Raw genomic sequence first — 25,345 nt, 5'->3', positions numbered from 1 at the left:
ACGCGCGCGGCACAGGCACTTCGGCATGGTGGGGATGTCGTGTGCGCGGTACGCGGACTGACCAAGACCTATCCGGCGGTGCGGGGGCGGCGGGGCGCGCCGGGGACGCCCGCGGTGCGGGCCACCGATGATGTGCACCTGGACATCCGGCGCGGTGAGATCTTCGGGCTCCTCGGGCCGAACGGCGCAGGCAAGTCCACTCTCGTACGGCAGCTGACCGGGCTGATGCGGCCCGACGCCGGGCGGGTCGAGATCCTCGGGCACGACATCGTGCGGCACCCGGAGCGGGCCGCGCGGATCCTCGCCTACCTGGGGCAGGAGTCGAGCGCCCTCGATGAACTGACCGTGTCCCTCGCCGCCGAGACGACCGGGCGGCTGCGCGGGCTGGAGGCCCGTCAGGCGCGGGCCGAGCGGGACGCCGTACTCGAAGAACTCGGCCTTACGGCCATCGGCGGGCGGCCGCTGAAGAAGCTGTCCGGCGGGCAGCGGCGGCTGGCGTGTCTCGCCGCCGCACTGGTCGGTGAGCGGCCGCTGCTGGTGCTCGACGAGCCCACCACGGGGATGGATCCGGTGGCGCGGCGGGCCGTGTGGGCGGCCGTGGACCGGCGACGGGCGGAGCACGGGTCGACGGTTCTGCTGGTCACCCACAACGTCATCGAGGCCGAGACCGTCCTCGACCGGGTCGCCGTCCTCGACCAGGGGCGGGTCATCGCCTGCGACACCCCCGCCCGGCTCAAGGAGCAGGTCGCCGGGGAGGTCCGGGTCGAGCTGGTGTGGCGCGAGGCCGCGCCGCTGCACGTCCCCGAGGTCGCCGCGCTCCAGGAGCGGGCCGCCGAGTCCGGACGCCGCTGGACGCTCAGGCTCGCCCCCGAGGAGGCCCGCGCGATCGTCGCCACCGTCACCGGCGGCAGCGCGTTCGCCGCGCTCGACGACTTCACCCTGGCCACGCCCAGCCTGGAGGACGTGTACCTGGCACTGGGCGGCGCCGCACAGCAGGGGCTGGTGAAGGCGTGAGCGACATCGCCGTGAGTGCGCGGGCCGCCGCAGCCGTATGGTCCCTACGGGAGAGGGCGATCGCCTCGGTGGGCCCGAGCTCAGTGGGCCCGAGCAAGAAGGGGAGCAGCGCGACGTGAGTGTCGTACCCGCCGATGTCCTGCCGGGCAGTGCCCCGGCCGTGGAGGAGGCCGACCGCGACGCGGCCGAGCTCGGGCCGCGGGCGCGGATGTGGCCGGCCCTCGTCGCGGTGTACCGGGCGCAGCTGTCGCGTGCGCGGGTGGCCCGGATTCCGCTGCTGTTCGTGGCGACCTTCCAGTCGATCGGGATCATGATCCTGATGCGGGGGGTCGTGAACGGCGGCGGCGAGGCCGAGTCGGTGGTGGCCGGGGCGTCGGTGCTCGTCGTGGCGTTCGTCGCGCTGAATCTGCTCGCGCAGTACTTCGGACAGCTGCGGGCCAGCGGCGGGCTCGACCACTACGCGACGCTGCCGGTGCCGCCTGCTGCCGTGGTGCTGGGGGCGGCCGGGGCGTATGCGTCGTTCACCGTGCCAGGGACCGTGGCCACGGCGGTGTTCGGGTGCGTGCTGTTCGGGCTGCCGCTGGCGCATCTGTGGGTGCTCGTCGCGGTGATTCCGCTGGCGGGGGCGGCGCTCGCGGGGCTGGGCGCGGCGCTGGGGCTGCTGGCGCCGCGGCCCGAACTGGCCACTCTGCTCGGCCAGTTGGGCATGTCCGCGGCGCTGCTGCTCGGGGTGCTGCCGGCCGACAGGATGCCCGAGGTCGTGCGGTTCGCGCGGGATCTGCTGCCGTCGACGTACGGCGTCGAGGCCTTCGCGCGGACCTTCGGGGCGCATCCCGACTGGGCCTTCGTGGTCGGGGATCTCGGCGTGTGTGCCGGTGTGGGCGTTGTCTCGCTGGCCGTCGCCACCTGGGCGTACCGTCGGGCGGCCGTCCGGTGACGCGCCGCACAGCCGGGCCTGGCACGATGTCAGGGTGACCGCACCGTTGACTCCGCCTCCGCCGCCGCATGAACAGTCCTCTGAACAGTCCTCGCAGAATGCGTGGCAGCCGCCGGCTGCCGGGTACGTGGCTCCTGCGGCGCACGACGCCGTATGGGACGGGACGTACGGACAGGACGGGCCCGGGATGAAGACCGAAGTGCGGGAGGCCGCCGTGGTCACGGTGGCGGTTGCGGTCGCGGGCGTGCTGCTCGGGGTGCTGTGGTGGTGGCTGGCGCCGCATGTGCCGCTCGTCGGGGACGTGGTCGACAAGAACTGGGTCGTCTATCTCTCCGACAGTGAGGGGGAGCAGGCGATCGGGGTGGACGGAACGTTCACGCTGCTTGCTGTGGCCTTCGGTGCGGTGAGTGCGCTCGGGGTCTTTTTGTGGCGGCGGCGTGGGGGTGTGCCGTTGGCGGTGGCGCTGGGGGTCGGGGGGCTGCTCGGGTCGTTGCTGGCCTGGAAGGTCGGGGTGTGGCTCGGGCCCGCGCAGGATGTGATCGCCCATGCGAAGGCTGTGGGCAAGGGGGTTACGTTCTCTGCGCCGCTGAAGCTCGGTGCCAAGGGGGCGTTGCTGGCGTGGTCGTTGGCTGCGCTGGTGGTGCATCTTGGGTTGACGGCGCTGTTCGGGCCCCGGGATCCGGAGCCGCCGTATCTGGAGCCGGGGGCTGTTCCCAAGGATCCTTATGGGGCGCCGCTGGGATAGGCGCGGCGCCGTTGGGGGTGCGGATGTTTTGCGCCCCCGCCGCCCTTACCCGTCCCATCCCCAGGGGCTCCGCCCCTTCGACCCCGCCAAGGGGCTCCGCCCCCTGGACCCCCGATCGGCCTGAACGGCCTCGTCCTCAAACGCCGGACGGGCTGAAAGGGGCGCACCGGCGCCTGGAGGGTGCGTCCCGTGTGGGTGGGTGGGGGATGGGGATGGCGGCCTTGTCCTCAAGTGCCGGACGGGCTGAAAGGCGCGCACCGGCGCCTGGGGGGGGTGTGCCCCCCGTGGGTGGGTGGGGGATGGGGATGGCGGCCTCGTCCTCGAACGCCGGACGGGCTGAAAGGCGCGCACCGGCGCCTGGGGGGTGTGCCCCCCTGCGGGTGGGTGGGGGATCGGGATGGCGGCCTCGTCCTCGAACGCCGGACGGGCTGAGAGACGAGGGTGTGCCCCGCGGGGATTGGGATGGCGGGGGCGGCCTCGAACGCCGGACGGGCTCAGTGGGAGGTGGCGGCCGGCGTTGAGGGCCCGGGGATGTGGGGCTTGGTTACGCCGGGCGATGGCCGTGGTTGGAGCGGCCCTTCTTGGTGCGCCACTTGCGTTTTCGTGTTTTCTTCGACATGTCCCTCGTAATTAGTCGAGGGAGGGGCAGTCGTCGAGGGGTCATGCACGCCCGATGGGGGCCACTACCGCCTGGGTCAGCTTGGTCAGGGACTCGGGGGAGAGCTCGACCTCCAGGCCGCGGCGGCCCGCCGAGATGCAGATCGTGAGGTGGGCGGAGGCCGAGGCGTCCAGGACCGTGGGGAGTTTCTTTCGCTGGCCCAGGGGGGAGATGCCGCCGCGGACGTAGCCCGTGGTGCGTTCGGCGAGGGCGGGGTCCGCCATGGCGGCTCGTTTGCCGCCGACCGCCGAGGCCAGGGCCTTCAGGTCCAGCTGGCCTGCCACGGGGACGACGGCCACCGTCAGGCTGCCGTCCACGTCCGCGACCAGGGTCTTGAAGACGCGGTCCGGTGACACGCCCATCGCCTCGGCCGCCTCCTCGCCGTAGGAGGGGTGGGACGGGTCGTGGTCGTAGGCGTGGATCGTGTACGGCACTCCGGCGGACGTCAGGGCGACTGTCGCGGGGGTGCCGCCCTGCTGCTGGTTCTTCTTCGGCTTCTTTGCCATTCCGGCCTTCGTAGGGACTTCTGCAGTGACTCTTGCAGGACTTCAGTTGAGGCTTGTGCGGCCGCGCGTCAGGTCCGACGCCGGCAGTGACGGCAGGCTACGGATGATCGCCGTCTCGGAGCGAAGGAGTTTCAGTTCGTCGCGCAGCCGGGACGCGGTGTCCGGGGCCTGGAGCAGGCGCTGCTTGGTGGGGGTGTCCAGCATCATCGCCGCCGCCACCAGGTAGGAGACCACGGACGGCTCGTCCGGGAGGTCGGCGCCGGTCGACAGCGAGCGCTCGCGCGCGCCTGCCAGGCGCTTCTGGTACTGGCGGAATGCCCGCAGTACGCCTTCGGCAAGTGCGCCCGCCTCGTCGCCCGGGTCCTCCGGGAGTTCTTCCAGGTCCGCCGTCAGGAAGGGGCCCGACGCGTCCACGGACACGAGGCGTGCCCGGGTCGTGCCCGTCGCCAGGACCTCGAAGGTGCCGTCGGCGCGTTCGCGGATCGTCGCCGCGTCCGCCACACAGCCGGTCGTGTGGAACGACTTCGCCGGGTCGGGGCCGAAGCCGGCCGCGGGCCCGAGTTCGGGCAGGGCCGTGGGGTCGGGCATACCGGGCGCGCTGGGTGCCACCTCGTGGCCGTCGCGGATCGCCACGACGGCGAACCGGCGCGGTTCGTCGTCGGGTGTCTTGAGCAGATCGCGCATCATGGCGCGATAGCGCTCCTCGAACACGTTCAATGGGAGCACTAGCCCCGGGAACAGCACCGAGTTCAGGGGGAAGAGCGGGAGCCGGACGGTGGTCACGCCGCAAGAGCCTAGTGGTCGCCGGAGCCGGCGCGTCCGGCGCGCTCACTCCGTGGATGCCGGGGCGGGGGCACGAGGCCTGTGCGGGCGAGGATCTCGCCGCGCACCTTGAGGAAGAGGACCAGCGGGTCGTCCGACAACCGGCCCCAGGGGAAGGACGTGGCGTACGGGCCGATCTGGTGCAGTTCGGTGAGGGCCTCCTGCCAGCGGTCCAGGCGTACGAGGACGTACATCAGCTTGTTGCGGATCTCCGCCGGCCACGGGTCGGCCGCCGGGAAGCGTGCGGAGAGCGCGATGGCCCGGTCGGCCGCAGCGTCCAGCCGTGCGCGCGGCACCCCGGCGCCGACGCCGTCGGTCAGACAGGCGAAGGCCGCCCGCGACGGCAGCGCCTGGATGAGCGAGCCGGGCGGGGCGTCCTGCGCCGCCAGGTCGGCGAAGTCGAAGCACTCGCGGTACGAGCCCTGCCAGGACGCGGCCAGATAGCGCAGGGCCGCCACATGACAGCCGTAGTGGTGCGGGGCGCGGCGCAGCGCCGCCTCCCAGAGCTCGCCGAAGTACTTGGGGCCGGCGCCGGTGCCGCGCGCATGGTCCAGCGCCAGCCGCCACGGCACCGGGTCGCGGTCGTCGCCGCGCGCGGCAGCCGTGATCAGGGGGCTCACCTCGCGCAGCAGCTCCGCGCGTGCCGGTGAGCGCCAGGCATCGTCCACCGCGAGCTGGGCCCTGATCAGCAGCACGTCCGGGTCGTGCGGGGTGGCGATGGACCATGCCTGCAGCCATTCCGGGCGGGCGTGCGCGAAGGCCGCGAGCCGTCTCGCGTACCGGTCGCGGTTCTCCCAGTCGCCACGCGCGCGCGTGGCGGCCAGCAGCGCGGAGGCGGGGCCGTGCTCGCCGCGCGCGGCCGCGACCAGCGCGGGGCCGAGGCGGTCATCGGGCACGTCGAGCAGTACCTCGTCGTCGGTGGGGAGTCCGGCGGCGGGGCGCGGCGCGGTCCGGAAGGTCCGGGCCGTGCGGCTGAACGGATGCAGCAGAGCCATGGTGTCGACCATTGAAAGGCCGCAGGTCAACCCTGCGCCAGGGCCCACGGGCAACTCGTGGAAAGTTGTACGCGGATCGGTCAAGTGCCGGTAAAGGGTGACTGTTCGACAACTGTTGGGCCGTTGTGTGCGAAACCCCACTGCCACCAGGACTTCAGTTCCGTCGCAACAGCCGCGTCGCCCCCGCCGCCACCGTCGTCGCCAGGATCCAGCCCAGCAGGATCATCGCCGCCGCCAGCCACTGCCAGCCGCCGCTCAGCTGCCAGACGCCGACCTGGCCCAGGTCGATGACCGGGAGCAGCAGGTCCAGGGCGAACAGGGCCGGGTTCCACGGCGGGTGAACCCCGGGCTGCACCGGCGGATGACTCGCATGCGCGAAGGCCAGCGAGCCCGCCGCCCACAGCACCGCCATCCATACGGCGGCCCGGCCCGGCCGGTACCCGTAGGCCACCGTCCAGTCCTGCGCATACCCCCACAGCTTGGCGGCGATCGGCAGGCTCTCGCGGCGCCGGCGCTGCTTGGCGAGGAGCACCTCGCGCGCGTCCTCGTCCTCGCCGCCGTTCCGCAGCACGGAGGCGAGTCGCTCGTACGGCTCCGGGTTGTACTCGGCGGTCGCGGCGCTCACCCACTCCAGCCGCTCGGTCAGCGGGAAGGGACCCTGCGGCACCAGGTTCTCGTACTGGAAACCGCCCATGTGCAGGTTGCCCGGCCCGGGCCAGGCGCTCGCCCGGTCGATCAGGTTGACGACCCGCGCGCCCGACAGGACGACCTTGCCGCGCTGCGGCCGCTCCCCGAGGAAGCGCAGCTCGGGCGTCTGCGCCCGGCGCAGCGACAGCTCCTGGTCGTCGGTGAAGGTGAACCGGGCCCGCTCCAGGTCGACCGCGTCCTCGAACCGTCCGTCGTCCAGGCGCACCCCGCCCTGGCACTCGAACCGCTGGATCCGCGTCCCGCGCGCGGGCGTCGCACCGCTCAGCATCGAGGCGCCGACGCCGGCCGGCGTCAGGTACAGCGTGCGTCCGACGGTCAGCTGGGGCGCGTTCAGCGCGAGCCTGCCGTACGGGTTGGCCAGCCGGGCGCCGCGCAGACTCAGCGACACGCCGATCTTGGCGCTGCGCAGGCTCAGCTCGCCGTGCGACTCCAGCAGCTCGGCCTGCAGGTCCTGGCCCACGGTCATACCGTCGGCGGCGATCGAGCGGCCGCTGCGGTCGCGGTAGACGATGGCCTGGTTGAGCAGCAGATCCGTACCGATGTGTGCGTCGGTCAGCCTGATGCCGTTGTGGAAGCGGCAGCGCGGGAGGTGCAGGTCGCCCTCCGTGTGCACGCGGGCCGCCTCCAGACGGGGCACCGAGCAGTCCACCATGCGCATGGTCGTGAAGTGGGCCTCCGGCAGCAGCACGTCCCGCTCGAAGCGGCAGCCACGCATCTCGACGTACGGCGTGACCGTGCCGCCCGCGAGGTCCAGGGAGCCGCTGATCTGCACGCCGCGCAGCTTCAGCGAGGACACCCGGCCCGCGAGCGCGGGCGGGCCGTCGAGCAGCAGCCAGCAGACGATGCGTGCCCGCACGGTCCGCTCGGGCCCCCAGGGATGCCCGCCGTGCGGATCGTCGACGACGGTGTCCCCGCTGCTCAGGTCGTACACACTGCCGTTGCGGAAGGCCTGCCACATGCCGGCCTCGGTGGCGGTCAGATCGTCCGGCAGGTCTCCGGCTCGAAGGCCGGCCCCCTCGGTCACTGCGCTTCCATCCTCCTACTTCCGCTCGCGGGTTTCGCACAACCGTTCATGCCCGCTGGGTGACGCCCTGAACGCTAGACGTGAAGGCGATCTTCCGGGTTCCGCCGGGGTTCTGTATCAGCCATTGGAACGCGCGAACGGCGCCCGACCTCGGTCTGAGAGAATTGCGCATGTGATCTCCCGAATCGATCTGCGCGGCGACGCCCTCCCCGAGGGTCCCGCCCTGCGCGACCTGCTGCCCCGAGCCGACTTCGACGTTCAGGCCGCCCTCGAGAAGGTGCGCCCGATCTGCGAAGCCGTGCATCATCGGGGCGACGCGGCGCTGATCGACTTCGCCGAGAAGTTCGACGGGGTCAAGCTGGACCGGGTGCGGGTGCCCGCGGAAGCACTCACAAAGGCGCTCGAAGAACTCGACCCGGCCGTGCGCGCGGCCCTGGAGGAGTCCATCCGGCGCGCCCGTCTCGTCCACCGCGAGCAGCGGCGTACGACGCACACGACGCAGGTCGTGCCCGGCGGTTCCGTCACCGAGAAGTGGGTGCCGGTCGAGCGCGTCGGGCTGTACGCGCCGGGCGGCCGGTCGGTCTACCCGTCCTCCGTGATCATGAACGTCGTGCCCGCCCAGGAGGCGGGGGTCGAGTCCATCGCGCTCGCCTCGCCCGCCCAGGCCGAGTTCGGAGGCCTGCCGCACCCGACCATCCTCGCCGCCTGCGCCCTGCTCGGCGTCGACGAGGTGTACGCCGCCGGTGGCGCCACCGCCGTCGCGATGTTCGCGCACGGCACCGAGTCCTGCGCCCCGGCCAACATGGTCACCGGCCCCGGCAACATCTGGGTCGCCGCCGCCAAGCGCTACTTCACCGGCAAGATCGGCATCGACGCCGAGGCCGGCCCGACCGAGATCGCGGTCCTCGCCGACGACACGGCCGACCCGGCGCACGTCGCCTCCGACCTGATCAGCCAGGCCGAGCACGACCCGCTCGCCGCCGCCGTCCTGGTCACCGACTCCGTCGCGCTCGCGGACGCGGTCGAGAAGGAGCTGGAGCCGCAGGTCGCGGCCACCAAGCACATCGAGGACCGGATCCGCCCGGCGCTCGCGGGCCGGCAGTCCGCGATCGTCCTCGTCGACGGCATCGACGAGGGGCTGAGGGTGGTCGACGCATACGGCGCCGAGCACCTGGAGATCCAGACGGCGGACGCCGCCGCGGTCGCGGACCGGGTTCGCAATGCCGGCGCGATCTTCATCGGTCCCTGGGCGCCGGTCTCGCTGGGCGACTACGCGGCCGGCTCCAACCACGTGCTCCCGACCGGCGGTTGCGCCTGCCACTCCTCGGGCCTGTCGGTCCAGTCCTTCCTGCGCGGCATCCACATCGTCGACTACACGAAGGACGCGCTGGCCGAGGTCGCGCATCACGTGGTCACGCTGGCGGAGGCGGAGGACCTGCCCGCGCACGGCGCGGCGGTCAAGGCGCGGTTCGAATGGAAGGTTCCCGAGAGCAAGTGACCGGCATCGACGATCTCCCCGTACGGGACGAGCTGCGCGGCAAGTCCCCTTACGGCGCGCCCCAGTTGGACGTCCCCGTACGGCTGAACACCAACGAGAACCCCTACCAGCTGCCCGAGCCGCTGGTCGAGCGCATCGCCGAGCGCGTCCGCGAGGCCGCCCGCGACCTCAACCGCTACCCGGACCGGGACGCCGTGGAGCTGCGCACGCAGCTCGCCAAGTACCTGACGGACACGTCCGGTCACGAGGTCGGCCTCGCCAACGTCTGGGCGGCCAACGGCTCCAACGAGGTCATCCAGCAGCTGCTGCAGACCTTCGGCGGACCGGGCCGTACGGCGATCGGCTTCGAGCCGTCGTACTCGATGCACGCGCTCATCTCGCGCGGCACGGGCACGGGCTGGATCTCGGGTCCCCGCAACGCGGACTTCACGATCGACGTCGAGGCGGCCGCGCAGGCCATCGCCGAGAACCGGCCGGACGTCGTCTTCATCACCACCCCCAACAACCCCACGGGCAACGCGGTGCCGCGCGAGACGGTCCTCGCGCTGTACGAGGCCGCGCAGGCGGCCAAGCCGTCGATGGTCGTGGTCGACGAGGCGTACATCGAGTTCAGCCACGGCGACTCGCTCCTGCCGCTGATCGAAGGTCGGCCGAATCTCGTCGTCTCGCGGACGATGTCGAAGGCCTTCGGCGCGGCCGGTCTGCGCCTCGGCTATCTCGCCGCGCACCCGGCCGTCGTCGACGCCGTCCAGCTCGTACGGCTGCCGTACCACCTCTCGGCGATCACCCAGGCGACCGCGCTGGCCGCCCTGGAGCACACCGACACGCTGCTGAAGTACGTCGAGCAGCTGAAGTCGGAGCGGGACCGGCTGGTGAGCGAGCTGCGGGCGGCCGGATACGAGGTCGTGGAGTCCGACGCGAACTTCGTGCAGTTCGGGCTGTTCGAGGACTCCCACACGGCCTGGCAGGCGATCCTCGACCGGGGCGTCCTGGTCCGGGACAACGGCATCCCGGGGTGGCTGCGGGTGTCCGCCGGAACCCCCGAAGAGAACGACGCGTTCCTCGACGCGGTACGTGAACTGCAGTGTCTTGTGGGCGACACCCCCACACCCCCGAAGGAGCAGAGCGCATGAGCCGCGTAGGACGCGTGGAGCGAGTCACCAAGGAGACGTCGGTGCTCGTCGAGATCGATCTCGACGGCAGCGGCAAGGTCGATGTGTCGACAGGCGTCGGCTTCTACGACCACATGCTCGACCAGCTCGGCCGGCACGGTCTGTTCGACCTGACCGTGAAGACCGAGGGCGACCTGCACATCGACTCGCACCACACCATCGAGGACACCGCCCTCGCGCTCGGCGCCGCCTTCAAGCAGGCGCTCGGCGACAAGGTGGGGATTTACCGATTCGGCAACTGCACGGTTCCCCTGGACGAGTCGCTGGCCCAGGTGACGGTGGACCTGAGCGGCCGCCCGTACCTCGTGCACACCGAGCCCGAGAACATGGCGCCGATGATCGGCGAGTACGACACCACGATGACCCGGCACATCCTGGAGTCCTTCGTCGCCCAGGCCCAGATCGCGCTGCACGTGCACGTGCCGTACGGGCGCAACGCGCACCACATCGTGGAGTGCCAGTTCAAGGCGCTCGCGCGGGCCCTGCGCTACGCCTCCGAGCGCGACCCGCGCGCGGCCGGCATCCTCCCGTCCACGAAGGGCGCGCTGTAAAGCCATGAACGGACTGTCGACCGTCCTGATCGTCGTCGGCCTCTTCCTGGTCGGCGGCATCATCTCCTTCGCCAAGCAGCAGATGCCGAAGAGCCTGATAGTGCTGCTCTCCGTCAGCGCCGCGATGTGTCTGGTCGCGGGTGTCCTGAGGCTGGAGGTGTGGAATTGAGCAACTCCAAGAAGGTCGTGGTCTTCGACTACGGCTTCGGGAACGTCCGTTCCGCCGAACGTGCCCTCGCGCGCACGGGAGCGGACGTCGAGATCACGCGTGACTTCGACCGGGCCATGAACGCGGACGGCCTGCTGGTGCCGGGCGTCGGCGCCTTCGCCGCCTGTATGCAGGGCCTGAAGGAGGCACGCGGCGACTGGATCATCGACCGCCGGCTGTCCGGCGGGCGCCCGGTCATGGGCATCTGCGTCGGCATGCAGATCCTCTTCGCGCGCGGCATCGAACACGGCGTGGAGACCGAGGGTCTCGACGAGTGGCCCGGCTCGGTCGAGCCGCTGCAGGCCGAGATCGTGCCCCACATGGGCTGGAACACCGTCGAGGCGCCCGCCGACTCCGAGCTGTTCGCCGGACTGGACGCGGACGCGCGCTTCTACTTCGTGCACTCCTACGCCGTCCACGACTGGACCCTGGAGACCGCGAACCCGGCGATGAAGGCCCCGCTGGTCACCTGGACGACGCACGGCAAGCCCTTCGTGGCCGCCGTCGAGAACGGCGCCCTGTGGGCCACCCAGTTCCACCCCGAGAAGTCCGGCGACGCCGGAGCGCAGCTGCTCACCAACTGGATCGGAACCCTGTAGACCATGGCCAAGCTCGAACTCCTCCCCGCCGTCGACGTCCGCGACGGCCAGGCCGTCCGCCTCGTGCACGGCGAGTCCGGCACGGAGACCTCGTACGGCTCTCCCCTGGAGGCCGCCCTCGCCTGGCAGCGGTCGGGCGCCGAGTGGCTGCACCTGGTCGACCTGGACGCCGCGTTCGGCACCGGCGACAACCGTGAGCTGATCGCCGAGGTCGCGCAGGCGATGGACATCAAGGTGGAGCTGTCCGGAGGCATCCGGGACGACGCTTCGCTGGCCGCCGCCCTCGCCACCGGCTGCACCCGGGTGAATCTCGGCACCGCCGCCCTGGAGACGCCGGACTGGGTCGCCAAGGTCATCGCCGAGCACGGCGACAAGATCGCCGTCGGTCTCGACGTACGGGGTACGACTCTCCGCGGCCGCGGCTGGACCCGCGACGGCGGCGACCTCTACGAGACGCTTGAGCGACTCAACAAGGAGGGCTGCGCGCGGTACGTGGTGACGGACATCGCGAAGGACGGCACGCTCCAGGGCCCCAACCTGGAGCTGCTGAAGAACGTCTGCGCGGCGACCGACCGCCCGGTCGTGGCGTCCGGCGGCGTGTCGTCCCTCGACGACCTCCGCGCCATCGCCGAACTGGTACCCCTCGGTGTCGAGGGCTCTATCGTCGGGAAGGCCCTGTACGCGAAGGCGTTCACCCTGGAAGAAGCACTGGAGGCAGTTGCGTCATGACGTCCGAAGCCGTACGGCGCGTGCAGAGCGGAAGTCCCTGGGAAGAGTCCTTCGGTTTTGCACGCGCCGTCGCGGCGGGCGACCGTGTGCTGGTGGCGGGCACGACGTCCTTCAAGGGGCACGTGCTGTACGGGGAGGGCGACCCGTACGAGCAGGCCAAGGTGGCCTTCACCAGCGCACTCGAGGCGATCGGCGAGTTCGGGCTCGGTGTCGAGTCCGTGATCAGTACGAGGATGTTCCTGACCCACGCGCGGGACGTGGACGCCGCGGGCAGGGCTCACAAGGAGCTCTTCGACGCGGTGCGCCCGGTCTCGACCTTGCTGGTCGTGGAGGGTTTCGTCGACCCGCGCATCCTGGTCGAAGTTGAAGTAGAAGCATTCAGAGGACATTAGGAGCCGGCTTCATGACCCTGGCGGTCCGAGTCATCCCCTGCCTGGACGTGGACAACGGCCGGGTCGTCAAGGGCGTCAACTTCCAGAACCTGCGCGACGCGGGCGACCCCGTCGAGATGGCCAAGGTGTACGACGCCGAGGGCGCCGACGAGCTGACGTTCCTGGACATCACCGCGTCGTCGGGCAACCGTGAGACGACGTACGACGTGGTGCGCCGTACGGCGGAGCAGGTGTTCATCCCGCTGACCGTCGGCGGCGGTGTGCGCACGGCCGAGGACGTGGACAAGCTGCTGCGGGCAGGTGCGGACAAGGTCGGAGTCAACACCGCCGCGATCGCCCGTCCTGAGCTCATCCGTGAGATCGCGGAGCGCTTCGGCCGCCAGGTGCTGGTCCTGTCGGTGGACGCCCGCCGCACTCCCGAGGGCACCTTCGAGGTGACCACCCATGGCGGCCGTCGCGGCACCGGCATCGACGCCGTCGAGTGGGCGCACCGGGCCGCCGAACTGGGTGCGGGCGAGATCCTGCTCAACTCCATGGACGCGGACGGCACGAAGGACGGCTACGACCTGGAGATGATCGCCGCGGTCCGCAAGCACGTCACGGTCCCGGTGATCGCCTCGGGCGGCGCCGGCAAGCTGGCCGATTTCGCGCCGGCGATCGGGGCGGGCGCGGATGCGGTGCTGGCGGCGTCCGTCTTTCACTTCGGGGATCTGCGGATCGGCGAGGTGAAGCAGGCATTGAAGGAAGCGGGGCACCCTGTGCGGTGACGTCCCCCGTAGAGGCGTTGTAAGCCCCGGCCGCCCTGGTGGCCGGGGCTTACTCATGGGCAGATACGAAAGGGAAGTTGCGCAAAAATTATTGCGCAATTTTTCTTTTGTATCTAGCGTGGAGATGTGGCAGACAGGGAGAGAGACCGCCGGATCAGGGACCTGGGCACGCTCAAGGCGCTGGCCCACCCGTTGCGAATGAACCTGTACCGAGCCCTGACCGTCGCCCGCACGGCGACCGCGTCCCAGCTTGCCGAACAGGTCGACGAGGCCGTCTCACTGGTCAGCTACCACCTGCGCAAGCTCGCCGAGCACGGCCTCATCGAGGAGGCCGAGACACAGAGCGCGGACGGCCGGGAGCGCTGGTGGCAGCCCGCCTCCGACGGGGTGTCCATCCGCGACGAGGACTTCCGCGACGCCCCGGAGAAGGCCGCCGCGCACACCGCCGCCAGCCGTCTCTTCTTCGAACAGCGTGCCGACATGTTCCGGCGCTACCTCGACGAGCGCACGGACTGGAGCGACGCGTGGACGACGGCCTCCGAATCCGCCGAGTGGCTGCTGCGGCTCACCCCGGACGAACTGGCCGAGCTGGCCAAGGAGATGTACGCCGTCGTCCGCCGGTACGAGGAGCGCGGCCGTGCCGCCGTCGCCGCAGGCGACACCGAGGGCCGCGAGAACGTCGCGGTGCACACGTACGGATTCCCGTTCCGTGTCTGAGGCTGCGCTCGGCGGCGGCACGGCCACTGCAGCCGTCGAGCTCCCCGCCCACCGCGACGGCAACGTCCTGCGCTGGCTCGCCGCCTACACCTCCTCGATGGTCGGCGACAGCGTGTACTACATAGCCCTGTCCTGGGCCGCCGTACAGGCCGGTACGCCCGCGCAGGCGGGGCTCGTGATGACGGCGAGCGCCGTGCCCCGGGCTCTGCTGATGTTGGGCGGGGGAGTGGTCGCCGACAGGCTGGGCCCACGTCGGGTCGTCATCGGCAGCGACACCGTGCGCTGTGCGGCCGTCCTCGCGGTGGCCGCGCTGCTGATCGTCACCAGCCCCGGCCTGTGGCCGCTGACCCTGCTCGCCCTGGTCTTCGGCACTGTCGACGCCGTGTTCATGCCTGCGGTGGGTGCCCTCCCCGCGCGCGTGACGGGCCGTGGCCAGCTCGCGCGCGTGCAGGGCATGCGGGGTCTCGCGATCCGGTTCTCGACCGTTGTCGGAGGGCCGCTCGGCGGCCTGGGCGTGGCGGTGGGCGGCGCGGCGGCGGCGTTCGGGATCGCGGGGCTGCTCATCGCGGTGTCGGTGCCGCTGCTGGTCTCCGTGCGGATACGGGAGCTGCCGCCGGACGACACCGCCGGTTCACGCGGCGGCACGGCCTGGGCCGACCTGGTGTCCGGACTCGGTCACGTCCGCCGCCACCGCGTGCTGGCGCCGCTGATGCTGGCCATCGCCCTGGGCGACCTCGGCTTCGTCGGACCGCTCAACGTGGGTCTGACCCTGCTGTCCGACGAACGCGGCTGGGGCGCTGCCGGGATGGGCTGGGTGCTCGCCGGGTTCGGTGTCGGCGCGGGCGCCGCCTCACTGCTGCTGACCGTACGGGGGCGGCTGCCGCACGCCGGGCAGGTCGCCGGCTGGTCGATCCTCGCCGGTTCGGTCGCTGTCGGTGCCCTCGCCTACGCCCCGACCGTCGTCGCCGCCGTCGGCACGGCCCTGCTGATCGGGGCGCTCACCGGACTCAGTGGCGCCATGTGCGCAGCGCTGCTGCAGACCCAGGCCGACCCCGCCTACCTCGGCCGCGTCACGGCCGTCGCAAGCCTGGTCAGCCTCGGCCTCACACCGCTGAGCATGCCGCTGACCGCCGCCGCGATCGGCGCCTGGGGCACGGGCCCCGTCTTCGTCGTCAGCGCCGTCCTGTGCGGGCTGGGCGGCGTGGTCGCACTCTGCGTCCCCGCCCTGCGCCACGCCGAACTGCCCGGCTGACCTCACCCCTTGGGCTGCGCCAGCTGGATCAGGTTCCCGACCGTGTCGTCCAGTACGGCTGCGATCACCGGCCCCTGTTCCTGCGGGCCCCGCGTGAAGTGCACGCCGAGCCCCTGCAAGCGCTCGTACTCGGCCTCGATGTCGTCCACGGAGAAGACGATGCAGGGCAGTCCCGCCTCGTACACCGCCTTTCGGTACGGCTCCGCGATGGGGCCCTGGCCGGGCTCCAGCAGCAGCTGGAGGTCCTGCTGGGCCCCCTCGGGCGCGCCCACGGTGACGAACAGCGTGCCGCCGCCCAGGTCCATGTGCGTCCGGGTCTCGAAGCCGAGCACGTCCGTATAGAACGCGTGCGCCTTGGTGACGTCGTCGACGTACACGCTCGTCATGGCGACCTTGATCATCGCGAGCCCCTCAGATGCCCAGTTGTTTCGCGTCGTGCAGCTTGGCGATCGCGTCCTCGTCGCCGTCCAGTTCGACCTTGGCGGTGCTCTGCCGGCCCATGGTGAACAGCAGCAGCTCGGACGGCTCGCCGGTCGCCGTCACGACGGGCGTGCCGCGGTGGGCGACCGCCGTCTGCCCGTCCGGGCGGCGCAGCACCAGCCCGGTGGGGACACCGCGGCCCATCAGCCGGGCGGTGCGCTCCAGGCGCGACCACAGGGCGTCCTGGAAGACCTGGTCGAGCTCGCGACGAGTCCAGTCCGGTCGGGCCCGGCGGACGTCCTCCGTGTGGACGTAGAACTCCACCGTGTTCGACATCTCGTCGACCTGCTTGAGCTGGAACGGTGAGAAGCGCGGTGGCCCGGTGCGGATGAGCTGGATGAGCTCCTCGTACGGCTTCGCGGCGAACTCGGCCTGCACCCGCTCCAGGCGCGGAGCCAGCTGCTTGATCAGGAGGCCGCCGGCGGCATCGGGGCGGCGCTCGCGCACCACCACGTGCGCGGCGAGGTCACGGGTGAGCCAGCCCTCGCAGAGGGTCGGGGCGTCCGGGCCCTCCGCCTCCAACAGGTCGGCCAGAAGAAGTCGTTCACGCTTGGCGAAAGTCGACATGGAGTCAGCCTACGGCCACGCAATGGGTCCGCCCACCCGTCTCCCGACCACCGCCCCTCACCGAGGCTCCCCCCAGTGCCTCAATGGCCTGGGGGGACCCCCAGCGCGCCACCCTTTTCCAATCAGTGGACACCCCCCGGTCACTGTCAGTGGCGCGCGGCACAATGGCACCCATGACCAGCACGCCCCCGCCCAGCAGCCTCGACCCGGAGATCGCCGCGCGCCTCAAGCGCAGCGCCGACGGGCTCGTCCCCGCCATCGCCCAGCAGTACGACACCGGAGAGGTGCTCATGCTGGGCTGGATGGACGACGAGGCGCTGCACCGCACCCTCACCACCGGCCGCTGCACCTACTGGTCGCGCAGCCGTCAGGAGTACTGGGTGAAGGGAGACACCTCCGGCCACTTCCAGTGGGTCAAGTCGGTCGCCCTGGACTGCGACGCCGACACCGTGCTGGTCAAGGTCGACCAGGTCGGAGCCGCCTGCCACACCGGCGCGCGCACCTGCTTCGACACCGACGTGCTCCTCAAGGACGGCGCCGATTCCGGCGTACCGTCCGCGGATCAGTAAGGTCAGCCGCCATGGACCTCGAGACGTTCCGCAAGCTGGCCACCGACCGCCGCGTGATCCCCGTCACGCGCAAGCTCCTGGCCGACGGCGACACCCCGGTCGCCCTCTACCGCAAGCTCGCCGCCGAGCGCCCCGGCACCTTCCTGCTGGAGTCCGCCGAGAATGGCCGCTCCTGGTCCCGCTACTCCTTCGTCGGCGTCCGCTCGGCCGCCACCCTCACCGCGCGCGGCGGGCAGGCCCACTGGCTCGGCGCCCCGCCCGTCGGCGTCCCCGTCGACGGGGACCCGCTGGCCGCCCTGCGCGCCACCATCGAGGCCCTGCACACCCCGCATCAGGAGGGCATGCCGCCGTTCACCGGCGGCATGGTCGGCTATCTCGGCTACGACGTCGTGCGCCGTCTGGAGAAGATCGGCCCCGGTGAGCGCGACGACCTCCAGCTGCCCGAGCTGACCATGCTCCTCACCAGCGACCTCGCGGTGATGGACCACTGGGAGGGCTCGGTCCTGCTGATCGCCAACGCGATCAACCACAACGACCTCGACACGGGCGTCGACGAGTCCTACGCGGACGCGATGGCCCGCCTGGACGCCATGGAGGCGGACCTCGCACGCGCGGTCGCCCAGCCGCCCGCAGTCCTCCCGCCCTCCGAGCTCCCCGAGTACACGGCCCTGTGGGGCGGCCCCGACTTCCAGGAGGCCGTCGAGGACATCAAGGAGCGCATCCGGGCCGGGGAGGCCTTCCAGGTCGTACCGTCGCAGCGCTTCGAAACCCCTTGTACGGCAAGCGCGTTGGACGTCTACCGGGTCCTGAGGGCGACGAATCCCTCGCCGTACATGTACCTGTTCCGCTTCGACGGGTTCGATGTCGTCGGGTCGTCCCCCGAAGCCCTCGTCAAGGTCGAGGACGGTCAGGCGATGGTCCACCCCATCGCCGGTACGCGACACCGCGGCGCCACCCCGCAGGAGGACCAGGCCCTCGCCGACGAGCTGCTCGCCGACCCCAAGGAGCGCGCCGAGCACCTCATGCTCGTCGACCTGGGGCGCAACGACCTCGGACGGGTCTGCGAGCCCGGCTCGGTCGAGGTCGTCGACTTCATGTCCGTCGAGCGGTACTCGCACGTGATGCACATCGTCTCGACGGTCACCGGCAAGGTGGCCGAGGGCCGCACCGCCTTCGACGTCCTGACGGCCTGCTTCCCGGCGGGCACCCTCTCCGGCGCCCCCAAGCCCCGGGCGATGCAGATCATCGACGAACTCGAGCCGTCCCGGCGCGGGTTGTACGGCGGCTGCGTCGGCTACCTCGACTTCGCGGGCGACTCCGACACGGCCATCGCCATCCGCACGGCCCTCCTGCGGGGCGGCACGGCGTACGTCCAGGCGGGCGCCGGCATCGTCGCCGACTCCGACCCGGTCGCCGAGGACCAGGAGTGCCGCAACAAGGCGGCGGCCGTGCTCCGGGCGGTCCACACGGCCAACCGGCTGGGCAAGTAGGACCCTTCCCCGGCAAGTGGAGCCAAGTGGGGCGCTTCTCACTGAACCCCGGGTGACGGTTCGCCCGGGGTTCGGGCGATAGTGGAGTACGTGACTGCTGTTCCTCATCCCCGTTCCGAAGCCGACGGACCCGCGCGGTCCGGTCGCCGGAGTCTCGCCCTTGCCCTGCTGTGCGGTGCGCTCGGCGCGGCCGTGGCGCTGCTGGCCACCCGTCAGCGCTGGTCGGAGGGGACCGCGACGGTGGCCGGCGGCGCCTTCCCTCTGACCGCCAAGGGCAGCGACGTCACGGGCGTGCCCGCGGCGCTCGCCATAGTGGGCCTCGCCGCGCTCGTCGCCGTCTTCGCCGTCCGCAAGGCGGGCCGCCTGCTGGTCTCGGCCCTGCTGACGCTCTCCGGCGCCGGCACCATCGCCGCGGCCCTGCTGGGCGTATCCGACAGCTCCGCGCTCGACGAGAAGGCCGCGCAGGCCGCCGGCGACACCTCGGCCACCGTGGACGCCCTCACCCACACCGCCTGGCCGTACGTCGCTGCCGTGGGCGGCGCCCTGCTCCTCGTCGCGGGCCTGCTCGCCCTGCGCTACGGCCGGAACTGGCCCGCGATGTCCGGCCGCTACGAACGCGACGGCGCCCCGAAGCCCCGCCGCCGGGCTGCGACCGTGGACCCCGACCGCCCCGAGGACATCTGGAAGGCACTCGACCGGGGCGAGGACCCCACCGGCGCATAGCCCGCCTTCTCCCGGCGCCACGCGCAAGGAGCGACCCCCGAGCAGCGCGCGCGTGCGCGTGCGGGACAATGTCCGCTGAGCGTCCGGCTCAGACACGTACACAGCAACGAGGAGCAAGTCATGGCGGGCAGCAGCCACGGTCACACCCCGGCCGCCTGGACCGGTGTCACTATCGCGTTCATCGGTTTCTGCGTCTCGGGTGCCTTCATGGTGATGGCCGAGCCCGTGGGCTTCTGGGCCGGCATGGCGATCGTGGTCGTCGGCGGCATCGTCGGCTGGATCATGAGCGCGATGGGCATGGGCCAGCCCAAGGACTCGCACGAGAAGTTCCAGGAGGCGCTGGCCGAGAGCCAGGCCGCGACCGCGAAGAGCTGACTCGCGTACGACGTCTGCGCGTACGACTGCTGAGGGGCGATCCGGCACCGGATCGCCCCTCACGCGTGCGTGGGGCCCGCCCGGGGGGACAATGCGACACGTGAACGCCGAGAGCCAGCCCGTGACGCAGTCCGACGCCGAATCCACGGTGACGGCTCGGCTCGCCGTCCCCGCCGGGGTGCTGGCGGCCGTCGCCGGGGCCTTCGCGTACGTGGGGACCGTGAACCCGTACCAGCCCGGCCACTACCCCGTCTGCCCGCTCTACCGGCTCACCGGCATCTACTGCCCCGGCTGCGGCGGCCTGCGCAGCGCGCACTCCTTCATCCACGGGGACTTCCTCGCGGCACTCCAGGACAACGCCCTCGCCGTCGTCGGCTATCTGGGCTTCGCCGTGCTGTGGACCGTATGGGTGGTGCGCGCGGTGCGCGGCCGGCCGGTGCGCATCGAGCTCGGGAGGGGGCAGCTGTGGCTGCTGGGGACGTTGTCGCTGGTCTTCACGGTTGTCCGGAACCTGCCGTTCGGTGGCTGGCTACATCCTTGATCAATTGGTGAATGTCCAGCTAGTGGGACCGGCGTCAACCGGATGTGAGGCCTACGCCTCCCTCCGGATACCATCGCAGTGACCATCTGTTTTTCCCTCGGGTCAACCGCTTGAACAGTCAACCGTCTGGAAGGGGACCGCTCGCGTGAGTGTGCTCGACGAGATCATCGACGGAGTCCGTGCCGACCTCGCGGAGCGGCAGGCGCGCGTCAGCCTCGACGAGCTCAAGGAGCGCGCGGCGAAGGCCCCCGCGGCCAAGGACGGCCTGGCCGCACTGCGCGGCGACGGTGTGAAGGTCATCTGCGAGGTCAAGCGCTCCAGCCCCTCCAAGGGCGCTCTGGCCGCGATCGCCGACCCGGCCGGCCTCGCCGCGGACTACGAGGCGGGCGGCGCGGCCGTCATCTCCGTCCTCACCGAACAGCGCCGCTTCGGCGGCTCACTGGCCGACCTCGAGGCGGTCCGCGCCCGCGTGGACATCCCGGTCCTCCGCAAGGACTTCATCGTCACCTCGTACCAGCTGTGGGAGGCCCGCGCATACGGCGCCGACCTCGCGCTGCTGATCGTCGCCGCCCTCGACCAGCCGGCCCTGGAGTCCCTGATCGAGCGCGCCGTCTCCATCGGCCTCACGCCCATCGTCGAGGTGCACGACGAGGACGAGGTCGAGCGTGCTGTCGACGCGGGCGCCAAGGTCATCGGCGTCAACGCGCGCAACCTGAAGACCCTGGAGGTCGACCGCGGCACGTTCGAGCGCGTCGCCCCCGAGATCCCCGACGGCATCGTCAAGATCGCCGAGTCCGGCGTCCGCGGCCCGCACGACCTCATCGCCTACGCCAACGCCGGCGCCGATGCCGTACTCGTCGGCGAGTCCCTGGTCACCGGCAAGGACCCGAAGTCCGCGGTCTCCGACCTGGTGGCAGCGGGCGAGCACCCGGCACTGCGGCACGGCCGCGGTTGATCTTTCGATAGGCTTGCCCCGATGACACTCACGACGACCACCACGGACAGGTACGCCCGCCTCGCGCGCGGCTGCCGCCCTCGTGGTTGCCGCGCGCCCGCACGGAGGGTGCATGGTCGTCGAGTGCGATACGTCATCGGAGACGAACCCGGGCAGGTGAACGGCCGTCGATGGCAGCGCGCCCTATAGGGGCGCGGGGAACTGCGCGACAAGCCACAGACGGCGGTCAGTCGTCGATCAAGCCCCGCCCCCACGGCGATTAGGTATTTTCCAAACTCACCGTGAGGTTTCCGCATGCCCAGCGACTTCTTCATCCCCGACCCGGAGGGTCAAATCCCCAGCCCCGAAGGCTACTTCGGCGCGTTCGGCGGCAAGTTCATCCCGGAGGCCCTCGTCGCCGCCGTGGACGAGGTCGCCGTCGAGTACGACAAGGCCAAGCACGACCCCGAGTTCGCACGCGAGCTCGACGACCTGCTGGTCCACTACACCGGCCGCCCCAGCTCCCTCACCGAGGTGCCGCGGTTCGCCGAACACGCCGGCGGCGCAAGGATCTTCCTGAAGCGGGAAGACCTCAACCACACCGGCTCCCACAAGATCAACAACGTCCTCGGTCAGGCCCTGCTCACCAAGCGCATGGGCAAGACCCGCGTCATCGCCGAGACCGGCGCCGGCCAGCACGGCGTCGCCACGGCGACGGCCTGCGCGCTGTTCGGTCTCGAGTGCACGATCTACATGGGCGAGATCGACACCCAGCGCCAGGCCCTCAACGTGGCCCGCATGCGCATGCTCGGCGCCGAGGTCGTCGCGGTGAAGTCCGGCAGCCGCACGCTCAAGGACGCCATCAACGAGGCGTTCCGCGACTGGGTCGCCAACGTCGACCACACCCACTACCTGTTCGGTACGGTCGCCGGCCCGCACCCCTTCCCGGCCATGGTCCGCGACTTCCACCGCGTGATCGGCGTCGAGGCCCGCCGCCAGCTGCTGGAGCAGGCCGGACGCCTGCCCGACGCGGCCATCGCCTGCGTCGGCGGCGGCTCCAACGCCATCGGTCTCTTCCACGCCTTCATCCCGGACGCGAGCGTTCGCCTCATCGGCTGCGAGCCCGCAGGGCACGGCGTCGAGACGGGCGAGCACGCGGCGACCCTGACCGCGGGCGAGCCCGGCATCCTGCACGGCTCCCGCTCCTACGTCCTGCAGGACGAGGAGGGCCAGATCACCGAGCCGTACTCGATCTCGGCCGGTCTGGACTACCCGGGCATCGGCCCCGAGCACTCCTACCTCAAGGACAGCGGCCGCGCCGAATACCGTGCGGTCACCGACGACGCGGCGATGCAGGCCCTGCGCCTGCTCTCGCGCACCGAGGGCATCATCCCGGCGATCGAGAGCGCCCACGCACTGGCCGGCGCCCTGGAGGTCGGCAAGGAGCTGGGCAAGGACGGGCTGATCGTCGTCAACCTGTCCGGCCGCGGCGACAAGGACATGGACACCGCCGCCCGTTACTTCGGCCTGTACGACACCGACGCCGAAGTCGCAGCCAACGCCGCCGACACCGCCGAGATCGAGGGGGACGCCAAGTGAGCGGCAACATCCAGCTGTTGACGGACACCCTCGCCGGTGCCAAGGCCGAAGGCCGGTCCGCGCTCATCGCCTACCTCCCGGCCGGGTTCCCGACCGTGGACGGCGGCATCGAGGCGATCAAGGCCGTCTTCGACGGCGGCGCGGACGTCGTCGAGGTCGGGCTGCCGCACAGCGACCCCGTCCTCGACGGCCCCGTCATCCAGACCGCGGACGACATCGCTCTGCGCGGCGGAGTCAAGATCGCCGACGTCATGCGTACGGTCCGTGAGGCGCACGCGGCCACCGGGAAGCCGGTGCTCGTGATGACGTACTGGAACCCGATCGACCGCTACGGCGTCGAGCGCTTCACCGCCGAGCTCGCCGAGGCAGGCGGCGCGGGCTGCATCCTGCCCGACCTGCCGGTGCAGGAGTCGGCCCTGTGGAGGGAGCACGCCGAGAAGCACGGGCTCGCCACGGTCTTCGTGGTCGCGCCCAGCAGCAAGGACGCGCGGCTTGCCCAGATCACCGCGGCGGGCAGCGGATTCGTGTACGCCGCCTCGCTGATGGGCGTCACCGGCACCCGTGAGTCGGTGGGCGCGCAGGCCCAGAACCTGGTGGAGCGGACCCGGGCCACCGGCTCCGACCTGCCCGTCTGCGTCGGGCTCGGTGTCTCCAACGCGGAGCAGGCCGCCGAGGTGGCCGGCTTCGCCGACGGCGTGATCGTCGGTTCGGCCTTCGTCAAGCGGATGCTGGACGCACCGGACGACGCGGCCGGCGTCGAGGCCGTCCGCTCGCTCGCCGGTGAACTCGCCAAGGGCGTGCGCGGACAGGCGTGACCGAGCAGTTCATTTCTTACGGGTCCTCCGAACGGGTGGATCTGGGACCGGGGAGGCGCACTGCGCCTCCCCGGTTCGTTCTGGGGGTGTGAGCGAGAAGAACCGTGACGGAAAGCGCACCGCCCGGGAGCGGCTGGCGGTCGAGCGTGAGAAGCAGAAGGCCGCGGAGAAGCGACGGCGGACGCTGATCGTGGGCGCGAGCGTCGTCTGCGTCCTGGGCCTCGCGGCGGTGATCGGGGTGGTCGCCGCGAACGCGGGCAAGGACAAGGACAAGAGCTCGGGCCCGGTCGTGGCGCCCTCCGGGGCGCAGGGCAAGGACAGCCTCGCGATTGCCGTGGGCAAGGACGGCGCCAAGCCGACGCTCACGATCTGGGAGGACTTCCGCTGCCCGGCCTGCCAGTCCTTCGAGACGGTTTATCGACCCACGCTCCACGAGCTGACCGACTCCGGCAAGCTCAGAATCGAATACCACCTGGTACGGCTCATCGACGGCAACCTCGGCGGCACCGGCTCCCTCCGCGCGGGCAATGCCGCTGCCTGCGCCCAGAACGCCGGAAAGTTCCGCGACTACCACGACGTGCTCTACGAGAACCAGCCCAAGGAAACCGTCGACACCTTCGCGAACAACGCCAAACTGATCGACCTGGCGGGCAAGGTGGGCGGCCTCGACACGGCGGTCTTCCGCAAGTGCGTCAACGACGGCAAGCACGACAGCTGGGTCGACAAGTCGAACGCAGCCTTCAAGGCCGGCGGCTTCAGCGGGACACCGACCGTGCTGCTCGACGGCAAGAACATCTACCAGGACCAGACGATGACGCCCGCGAAACTGAAGCAACTGGTGCTGGCGGCGAACAAGGGGTAAGAGTTTTCACGCCCGCCCGTTATGGACCCGTAGCCGGGCTGCCTGCCGTCGGCCCGGCCCGGCACGGTAGCGTCGACCTTGCCATGGAACTTGCCTACATTCCCAGCCCGTCGCGCGGGGTGCTGTACCTCGGCCCCATTCCGCTGCGCGGCTACGCGTTCTGCATCATCATCGGCGTCTTCGTCGCGGTCTGGCTCGGCAACAAGCGCTGGATCGCCCGCGGCGGGCGGGCCGGCACGGTCGCCGACATCGCTGTCTGGGCGGTGCCCTTCGGCCTGGTCGGCGGCCGCCTCTACCACGTGATCACGGACTACGAGCTGTACTTCAGCAAGGGCCGTGACTGGGTGGACGCCTTCAAGGTGTGGGAGGGCGGCCTCGGCATCTGGGGCGCGATCGCGCTCGGCGCGGTCGGCGCGTGGATCGGCTGTCGGCGCCGGGGCATCCCGCTGCCCGCCTACGCCGACGCCATCGCCCCCGGTATCGCCTTCGCGCAGGCCATCGGCCGCTGGGGCAACTGGTTCAACCAGGAGCTGTACGGCAAGGAGACCCACCTTCCCTGGGCGCTGCACATCACGTCCTCGGCGGACGGCCGCGTGCCCGGGTACTACCACCCGACGTTCCTCTACGAGTCCCTCTGGTGTGTCGGCGTCGCGCTGCTCGTGATCTGGGCCGACCGCCGCTTCAAGCTGGGACACGGGCGGGCGTTCGCGCTGTATGTCGCCGCGTACTGCGTGGGCCGGGCGTGGATCGAGTACATGCGCGTCGACGACGCCCACCACATCCTGGGCCTGCGGCTCAACGACTGGACCGCGCTGATCGTGTTCCTGCTCGCGGTGACGTACATCGTGGTGTCGGCGAAGAAGCGGCCCGGCAGGGAAGAAGTCGTCGAGCCGGGCGCCTCGGAGGACGAGGCCGGGGCCGAGGCTGACGACGAGGCCGCCGAGAAGGACAAGGCGGACTCCTCGGAGCCGAAGTCGGACGCGGAGGGCTCCGCCGAAGAGCAGGCGGACGAGGAACCGGCGGACGACGAGGCGAAGGACGAGGCGAAGGACGAGGCCGAGTCGGCCAAGAAGAGCTGACGGTCGGTAGTACGTCG

At 71.2% G+C, this 25,345-nt stretch carries 30 protein-coding genes; 24 read left to right on the top strand and 6 right to left on the bottom strand.

Annotated features, from left to right (window positions below; translation table 11 throughout):
• Positions 1-39 precede the first annotated feature (39 nt).
• The 3 genes from ACFY10_RS01965 (at position 40) to ACFY10_RS01955 (ending at position 2,696) form a co-directional block, all read left to right on the top strand.
• A complete protein-coding gene (locus tag ACFY10_RS01965) occupies positions 40-1,014 on the top strand; it encodes an ABC transporter ATP-binding protein (protein ID WP_390663069.1) in 975 nt (324 codons plus the stop codon).
• A gap of 115 nt (positions 1,015-1,129) precedes the next feature.
• Positions 1,130-1,951: an ABC transporter permease gene (locus ACFY10_RS01960; RefSeq protein ID WP_390663068.1), complete on the top strand. Its 822-nt coding sequence runs from the start codon at positions 1,130-1,132 to the stop codon at positions 1,949-1,951.
• A 34-nt stretch (positions 1,952-1,985) separates the two neighbouring features.
• Positions 1,986-2,696: an AAA family ATPase gene (locus ACFY10_RS01955; RefSeq protein WP_390663067.1), complete on the top strand. Its 711-nt coding sequence runs from the start codon at positions 1,986-1,988 to the stop codon at positions 2,694-2,696.
• Positions 2,697-3,356: 660 nt separating this feature from the next.
• Here ACFY10_RS01955 and ybaK read toward each other — a convergent pair.
• The 4 genes from ybaK to ACFY10_RS01935 all read right to left on the bottom strand — a co-directional run bounded on the left by ybaK (position 3,357) and on the right by ACFY10_RS01935 (position 7,409).
• The gene (ybaK, locus tag ACFY10_RS01950) at positions 3,357-3,860 is read right to left on the bottom strand and encodes a Cys-tRNA(Pro) deacylase (RefSeq protein WP_390663066.1); all 504 of its coding nucleotides are present in this window, start codon (positions 3,858-3,860) and stop codon (positions 3,357-3,359) included.
• A 42-nt stretch (positions 3,861-3,902) separates the two neighbouring features.
• Positions 3,903-4,643 (bottom strand): LON peptidase substrate-binding domain-containing protein, encoded by a 741-nt coding sequence (locus ACFY10_RS01945; RefSeq protein WP_390663065.1) that lies wholly within the window; start codon positions 4,641-4,643, stop codon positions 3,903-3,905.
• An 11-nt stretch (positions 4,644-4,654) separates the two neighbouring features.
• Positions 4,655-5,689, bottom strand: coding sequence for a hypothetical protein (locus ACFY10_RS01940; protein WP_390663064.1), 1,035 nt, complete (start codon positions 5,687-5,689; stop codon positions 4,655-4,657).
• Positions 5,690-5,831: 142 nt separating this feature from the next.
• Complete coding sequence (locus ACFY10_RS01935) at positions 5,832-7,409, bottom strand: oxidoreductase (protein ID WP_390663063.1); 1,578 nt, start codon at positions 7,407-7,409, stop codon at positions 5,832-5,834.
• Positions 7,410-7,581: 172 nt separating this feature from the next.
• On the opposite strand from ACFY10_RS01935, the gene hisD reads away from it, so the two are divergent.
• From hisD to ACFY10_RS01885, 10 genes are all read left to right on the top strand, one after another.
• Positions 7,582-8,907: a histidinol dehydrogenase gene (gene hisD, locus ACFY10_RS01930; protein WP_390663062.1), complete on the top strand. Its 1,326-nt coding sequence runs from the start codon at positions 7,582-7,584 to the stop codon at positions 8,905-8,907.
• Entirely contained in the window at positions 8,883-10,040 is a 1,158-nt protein-coding gene (locus ACFY10_RS01925; protein WP_390663061.1) for a histidinol-phosphate transaminase, read from the top strand. The genes hisD and ACFY10_RS01925 overlap by 25 nt, the downstream gene beginning before the upstream one ends.
• The gene (gene hisB, locus ACFY10_RS01920; protein WP_030932889.1) at positions 10,037-10,630 is read left to right on the top strand and encodes an imidazoleglycerol-phosphate dehydratase HisB; all 594 of its coding nucleotides are present in this window, start codon (positions 10,037-10,039) and stop codon (positions 10,628-10,630) included. Before ACFY10_RS01925 ends, hisB begins: the two co-directional genes overlap by 4 nt.
• Positions 10,631-10,634: 4 nt before the next feature.
• Positions 10,635-10,799, top strand: coding sequence for a hypothetical protein (locus ACFY10_RS01915; RefSeq protein WP_266954266.1), 165 nt, complete (start codon positions 10,635-10,637; stop codon positions 10,797-10,799).
• Positions 10,790-11,437, top strand: coding sequence for an imidazole glycerol phosphate synthase subunit HisH (gene hisH, locus ACFY10_RS01910; protein ID WP_390663060.1), 648 nt, complete (start codon positions 10,790-10,792; stop codon positions 11,435-11,437). Before ACFY10_RS01915 ends, hisH begins: the two co-directional genes overlap by 10 nt.
• A 3-nt stretch (positions 11,438-11,440) precedes the next feature.
• Positions 11,441-12,166 (top strand): bifunctional 1-(5-phosphoribosyl)-5-((5-phosphoribosylamino)methylideneamino)imidazole-4-carboxamide isomerase/phosphoribosylanthranilate isomerase PriA, encoded by a 726-nt coding sequence (gene priA / locus ACFY10_RS01905; RefSeq protein WP_390663059.1) that lies wholly within the window; start codon positions 11,441-11,443, stop codon positions 12,164-12,166.
• The gene (locus tag ACFY10_RS01900) at positions 12,163-12,558 is read left to right on the top strand and encodes a RidA family protein (RefSeq protein WP_390663058.1); all 396 of its coding nucleotides are present in this window, start codon (positions 12,163-12,165) and stop codon (positions 12,556-12,558) included. Before priA ends, ACFY10_RS01900 begins: the two co-directional genes overlap by 4 nt.
• Before the next feature lie 11 nt (positions 12,559-12,569).
• Positions 12,570-13,325, top strand: a complete 756-nt coding sequence (hisF, locus tag ACFY10_RS01895; protein WP_390663057.1) for an imidazole glycerol phosphate synthase subunit HisF — start codon at positions 12,570-12,572, stop codon at positions 13,323-13,325.
• A 126-nt stretch (positions 13,326-13,451) separates the two neighbouring features.
• Positions 13,452-14,042 carry an ArsR/SmtB family transcription factor gene (locus ACFY10_RS01890; protein WP_390663056.1) on the top strand — a complete coding sequence of 197 codons (591 nt, stop codon included), beginning with the start codon at positions 13,452-13,454 and terminating at the stop codon, positions 14,040-14,042.
• A complete protein-coding gene (locus tag ACFY10_RS01885; RefSeq protein WP_390663055.1) occupies positions 14,035-15,294 on the top strand; it encodes an MFS transporter in 1,260 nt (419 codons plus the stop codon). The genes ACFY10_RS01890 and ACFY10_RS01885 overlap by 8 nt, the downstream gene beginning before the upstream one ends.
• A gap of 2 nt (positions 15,295-15,296) precedes the next feature.
• On the opposite strand, the gene ACFY10_RS01880 is transcribed toward ACFY10_RS01885, so the two are convergent.
• Together ACFY10_RS01880 and ACFY10_RS01875 are read right to left on the bottom strand one after the other, a co-directional pair.
• Positions 15,297-15,695 carry a VOC family protein gene (locus ACFY10_RS01880; protein ID WP_390663054.1) on the bottom strand — a complete coding sequence of 133 codons (399 nt, stop codon included), beginning with the start codon at positions 15,693-15,695 and terminating at the stop codon, positions 15,297-15,299.
• A gap of 10 nt (positions 15,696-15,705) precedes the next feature.
• Positions 15,706-16,341 carry a TIGR03085 family metal-binding protein gene (locus tag ACFY10_RS01875; protein WP_390663053.1) on the bottom strand — a complete coding sequence of 212 codons (636 nt, stop codon included), beginning with the start codon at positions 16,339-16,341 and terminating at the stop codon, positions 15,706-15,708.
• Between the two features lie 173 nt (positions 16,342-16,514).
• Between ACFY10_RS01875 and hisI the strand changes: the two genes are divergently transcribed.
• From hisI to lgt, 11 genes are all read left to right on the top strand, one after another.
• Positions 16,515-16,910: a phosphoribosyl-AMP cyclohydrolase gene (gene hisI, locus ACFY10_RS01870; protein ID WP_390663052.1), complete on the top strand. Its 396-nt coding sequence runs from the start codon at positions 16,515-16,517 to the stop codon at positions 16,908-16,910.
• Positions 16,911-16,921: 11 nt separating this feature from the next.
• Positions 16,922-18,400, top strand: a complete 1,479-nt coding sequence (locus ACFY10_RS01865; protein ID WP_390663050.1) for an anthranilate synthase component I — start codon at positions 16,922-16,924, stop codon at positions 18,398-18,400.
• Positions 18,401-18,481: 81 nt separating this feature from the next.
• Positions 18,482-19,123: a TIGR02234 family membrane protein gene (locus ACFY10_RS01860; RefSeq protein WP_390663049.1), complete on the top strand. Its 642-nt coding sequence runs from the start codon at positions 18,482-18,484 to the stop codon at positions 19,121-19,123.
• Between the two features lie 120 nt (positions 19,124-19,243).
• On the top strand, positions 19,244-19,498 hold the full coding sequence (locus tag ACFY10_RS01855; RefSeq protein WP_390663048.1) for an HGxxPAAW family protein: 255 nt from the start codon (positions 19,244-19,246) through the stop codon (positions 19,496-19,498).
• 91 nt (positions 19,499-19,589) lie between these two features.
• The gene (locus tag ACFY10_RS01850) at positions 19,590-20,039 is read left to right on the top strand and encodes a DUF2752 domain-containing protein (protein WP_390663047.1); all 450 of its coding nucleotides are present in this window, start codon (positions 19,590-19,592) and stop codon (positions 20,037-20,039) included.
• A 145-nt stretch (positions 20,040-20,184) separates the two neighbouring features.
• Complete coding sequence (trpC, locus tag ACFY10_RS01845) at positions 20,185-20,994, top strand: indole-3-glycerol phosphate synthase TrpC (protein WP_390663046.1); 810 nt, start codon at positions 20,185-20,187, stop codon at positions 20,992-20,994.
• 21 nt (positions 20,995-21,015) lie between these two features.
• A complete protein-coding gene (trpM, locus tag ACFY10_RS01840) occupies positions 21,016-21,183 on the top strand; it encodes a tryptophan biosynthesis modulator TrpM (protein ID WP_164932276.1) in 168 nt (55 codons plus the stop codon).
• A 105-nt stretch (positions 21,184-21,288) separates the two neighbouring features.
• Positions 21,289-22,572, top strand: coding sequence for a tryptophan synthase subunit beta (trpB, locus tag ACFY10_RS01835; protein WP_390663045.1), 1,284 nt, complete (start codon positions 21,289-21,291; stop codon positions 22,570-22,572).
• The gene (gene trpA, locus ACFY10_RS01830) at positions 22,569-23,387 is read left to right on the top strand and encodes a tryptophan synthase subunit alpha (protein WP_390663044.1); all 819 of its coding nucleotides are present in this window, start codon (positions 22,569-22,571) and stop codon (positions 23,385-23,387) included. The genes trpB and trpA overlap by 4 nt, the downstream gene beginning before the upstream one ends.
• An 88-nt stretch (positions 23,388-23,475) precedes the next feature.
• Entirely contained in the window at positions 23,476-24,249 is a 774-nt protein-coding gene (locus ACFY10_RS01825; RefSeq protein ID WP_390663043.1) for a DsbA family protein, read from the top strand.
• Positions 24,250-24,332: 83 nt separating this feature from the next.
• Positions 24,333-25,328, top strand: coding sequence for a prolipoprotein diacylglyceryl transferase (gene lgt / locus ACFY10_RS01820; protein WP_390663042.1), 996 nt, complete (start codon positions 24,333-24,335; stop codon positions 25,326-25,328).
• Positions 25,329-25,345 lie beyond the last annotated feature (17 nt).

Origin of the sequence: Streptomyces sp. NPDC001401 (genome assembly GCF_042895385.1) — a bacterium.
In the GTDB taxonomy this organism is placed as follows: Bacteria; Actinomycetota; Actinomycetes; order Streptomycetales; family Streptomycetaceae; genus Streptomyces.
Note: the sequence above shows the minus strand (reverse complement) of the source record. Positions and strands in the feature narration are given on the sequence as shown.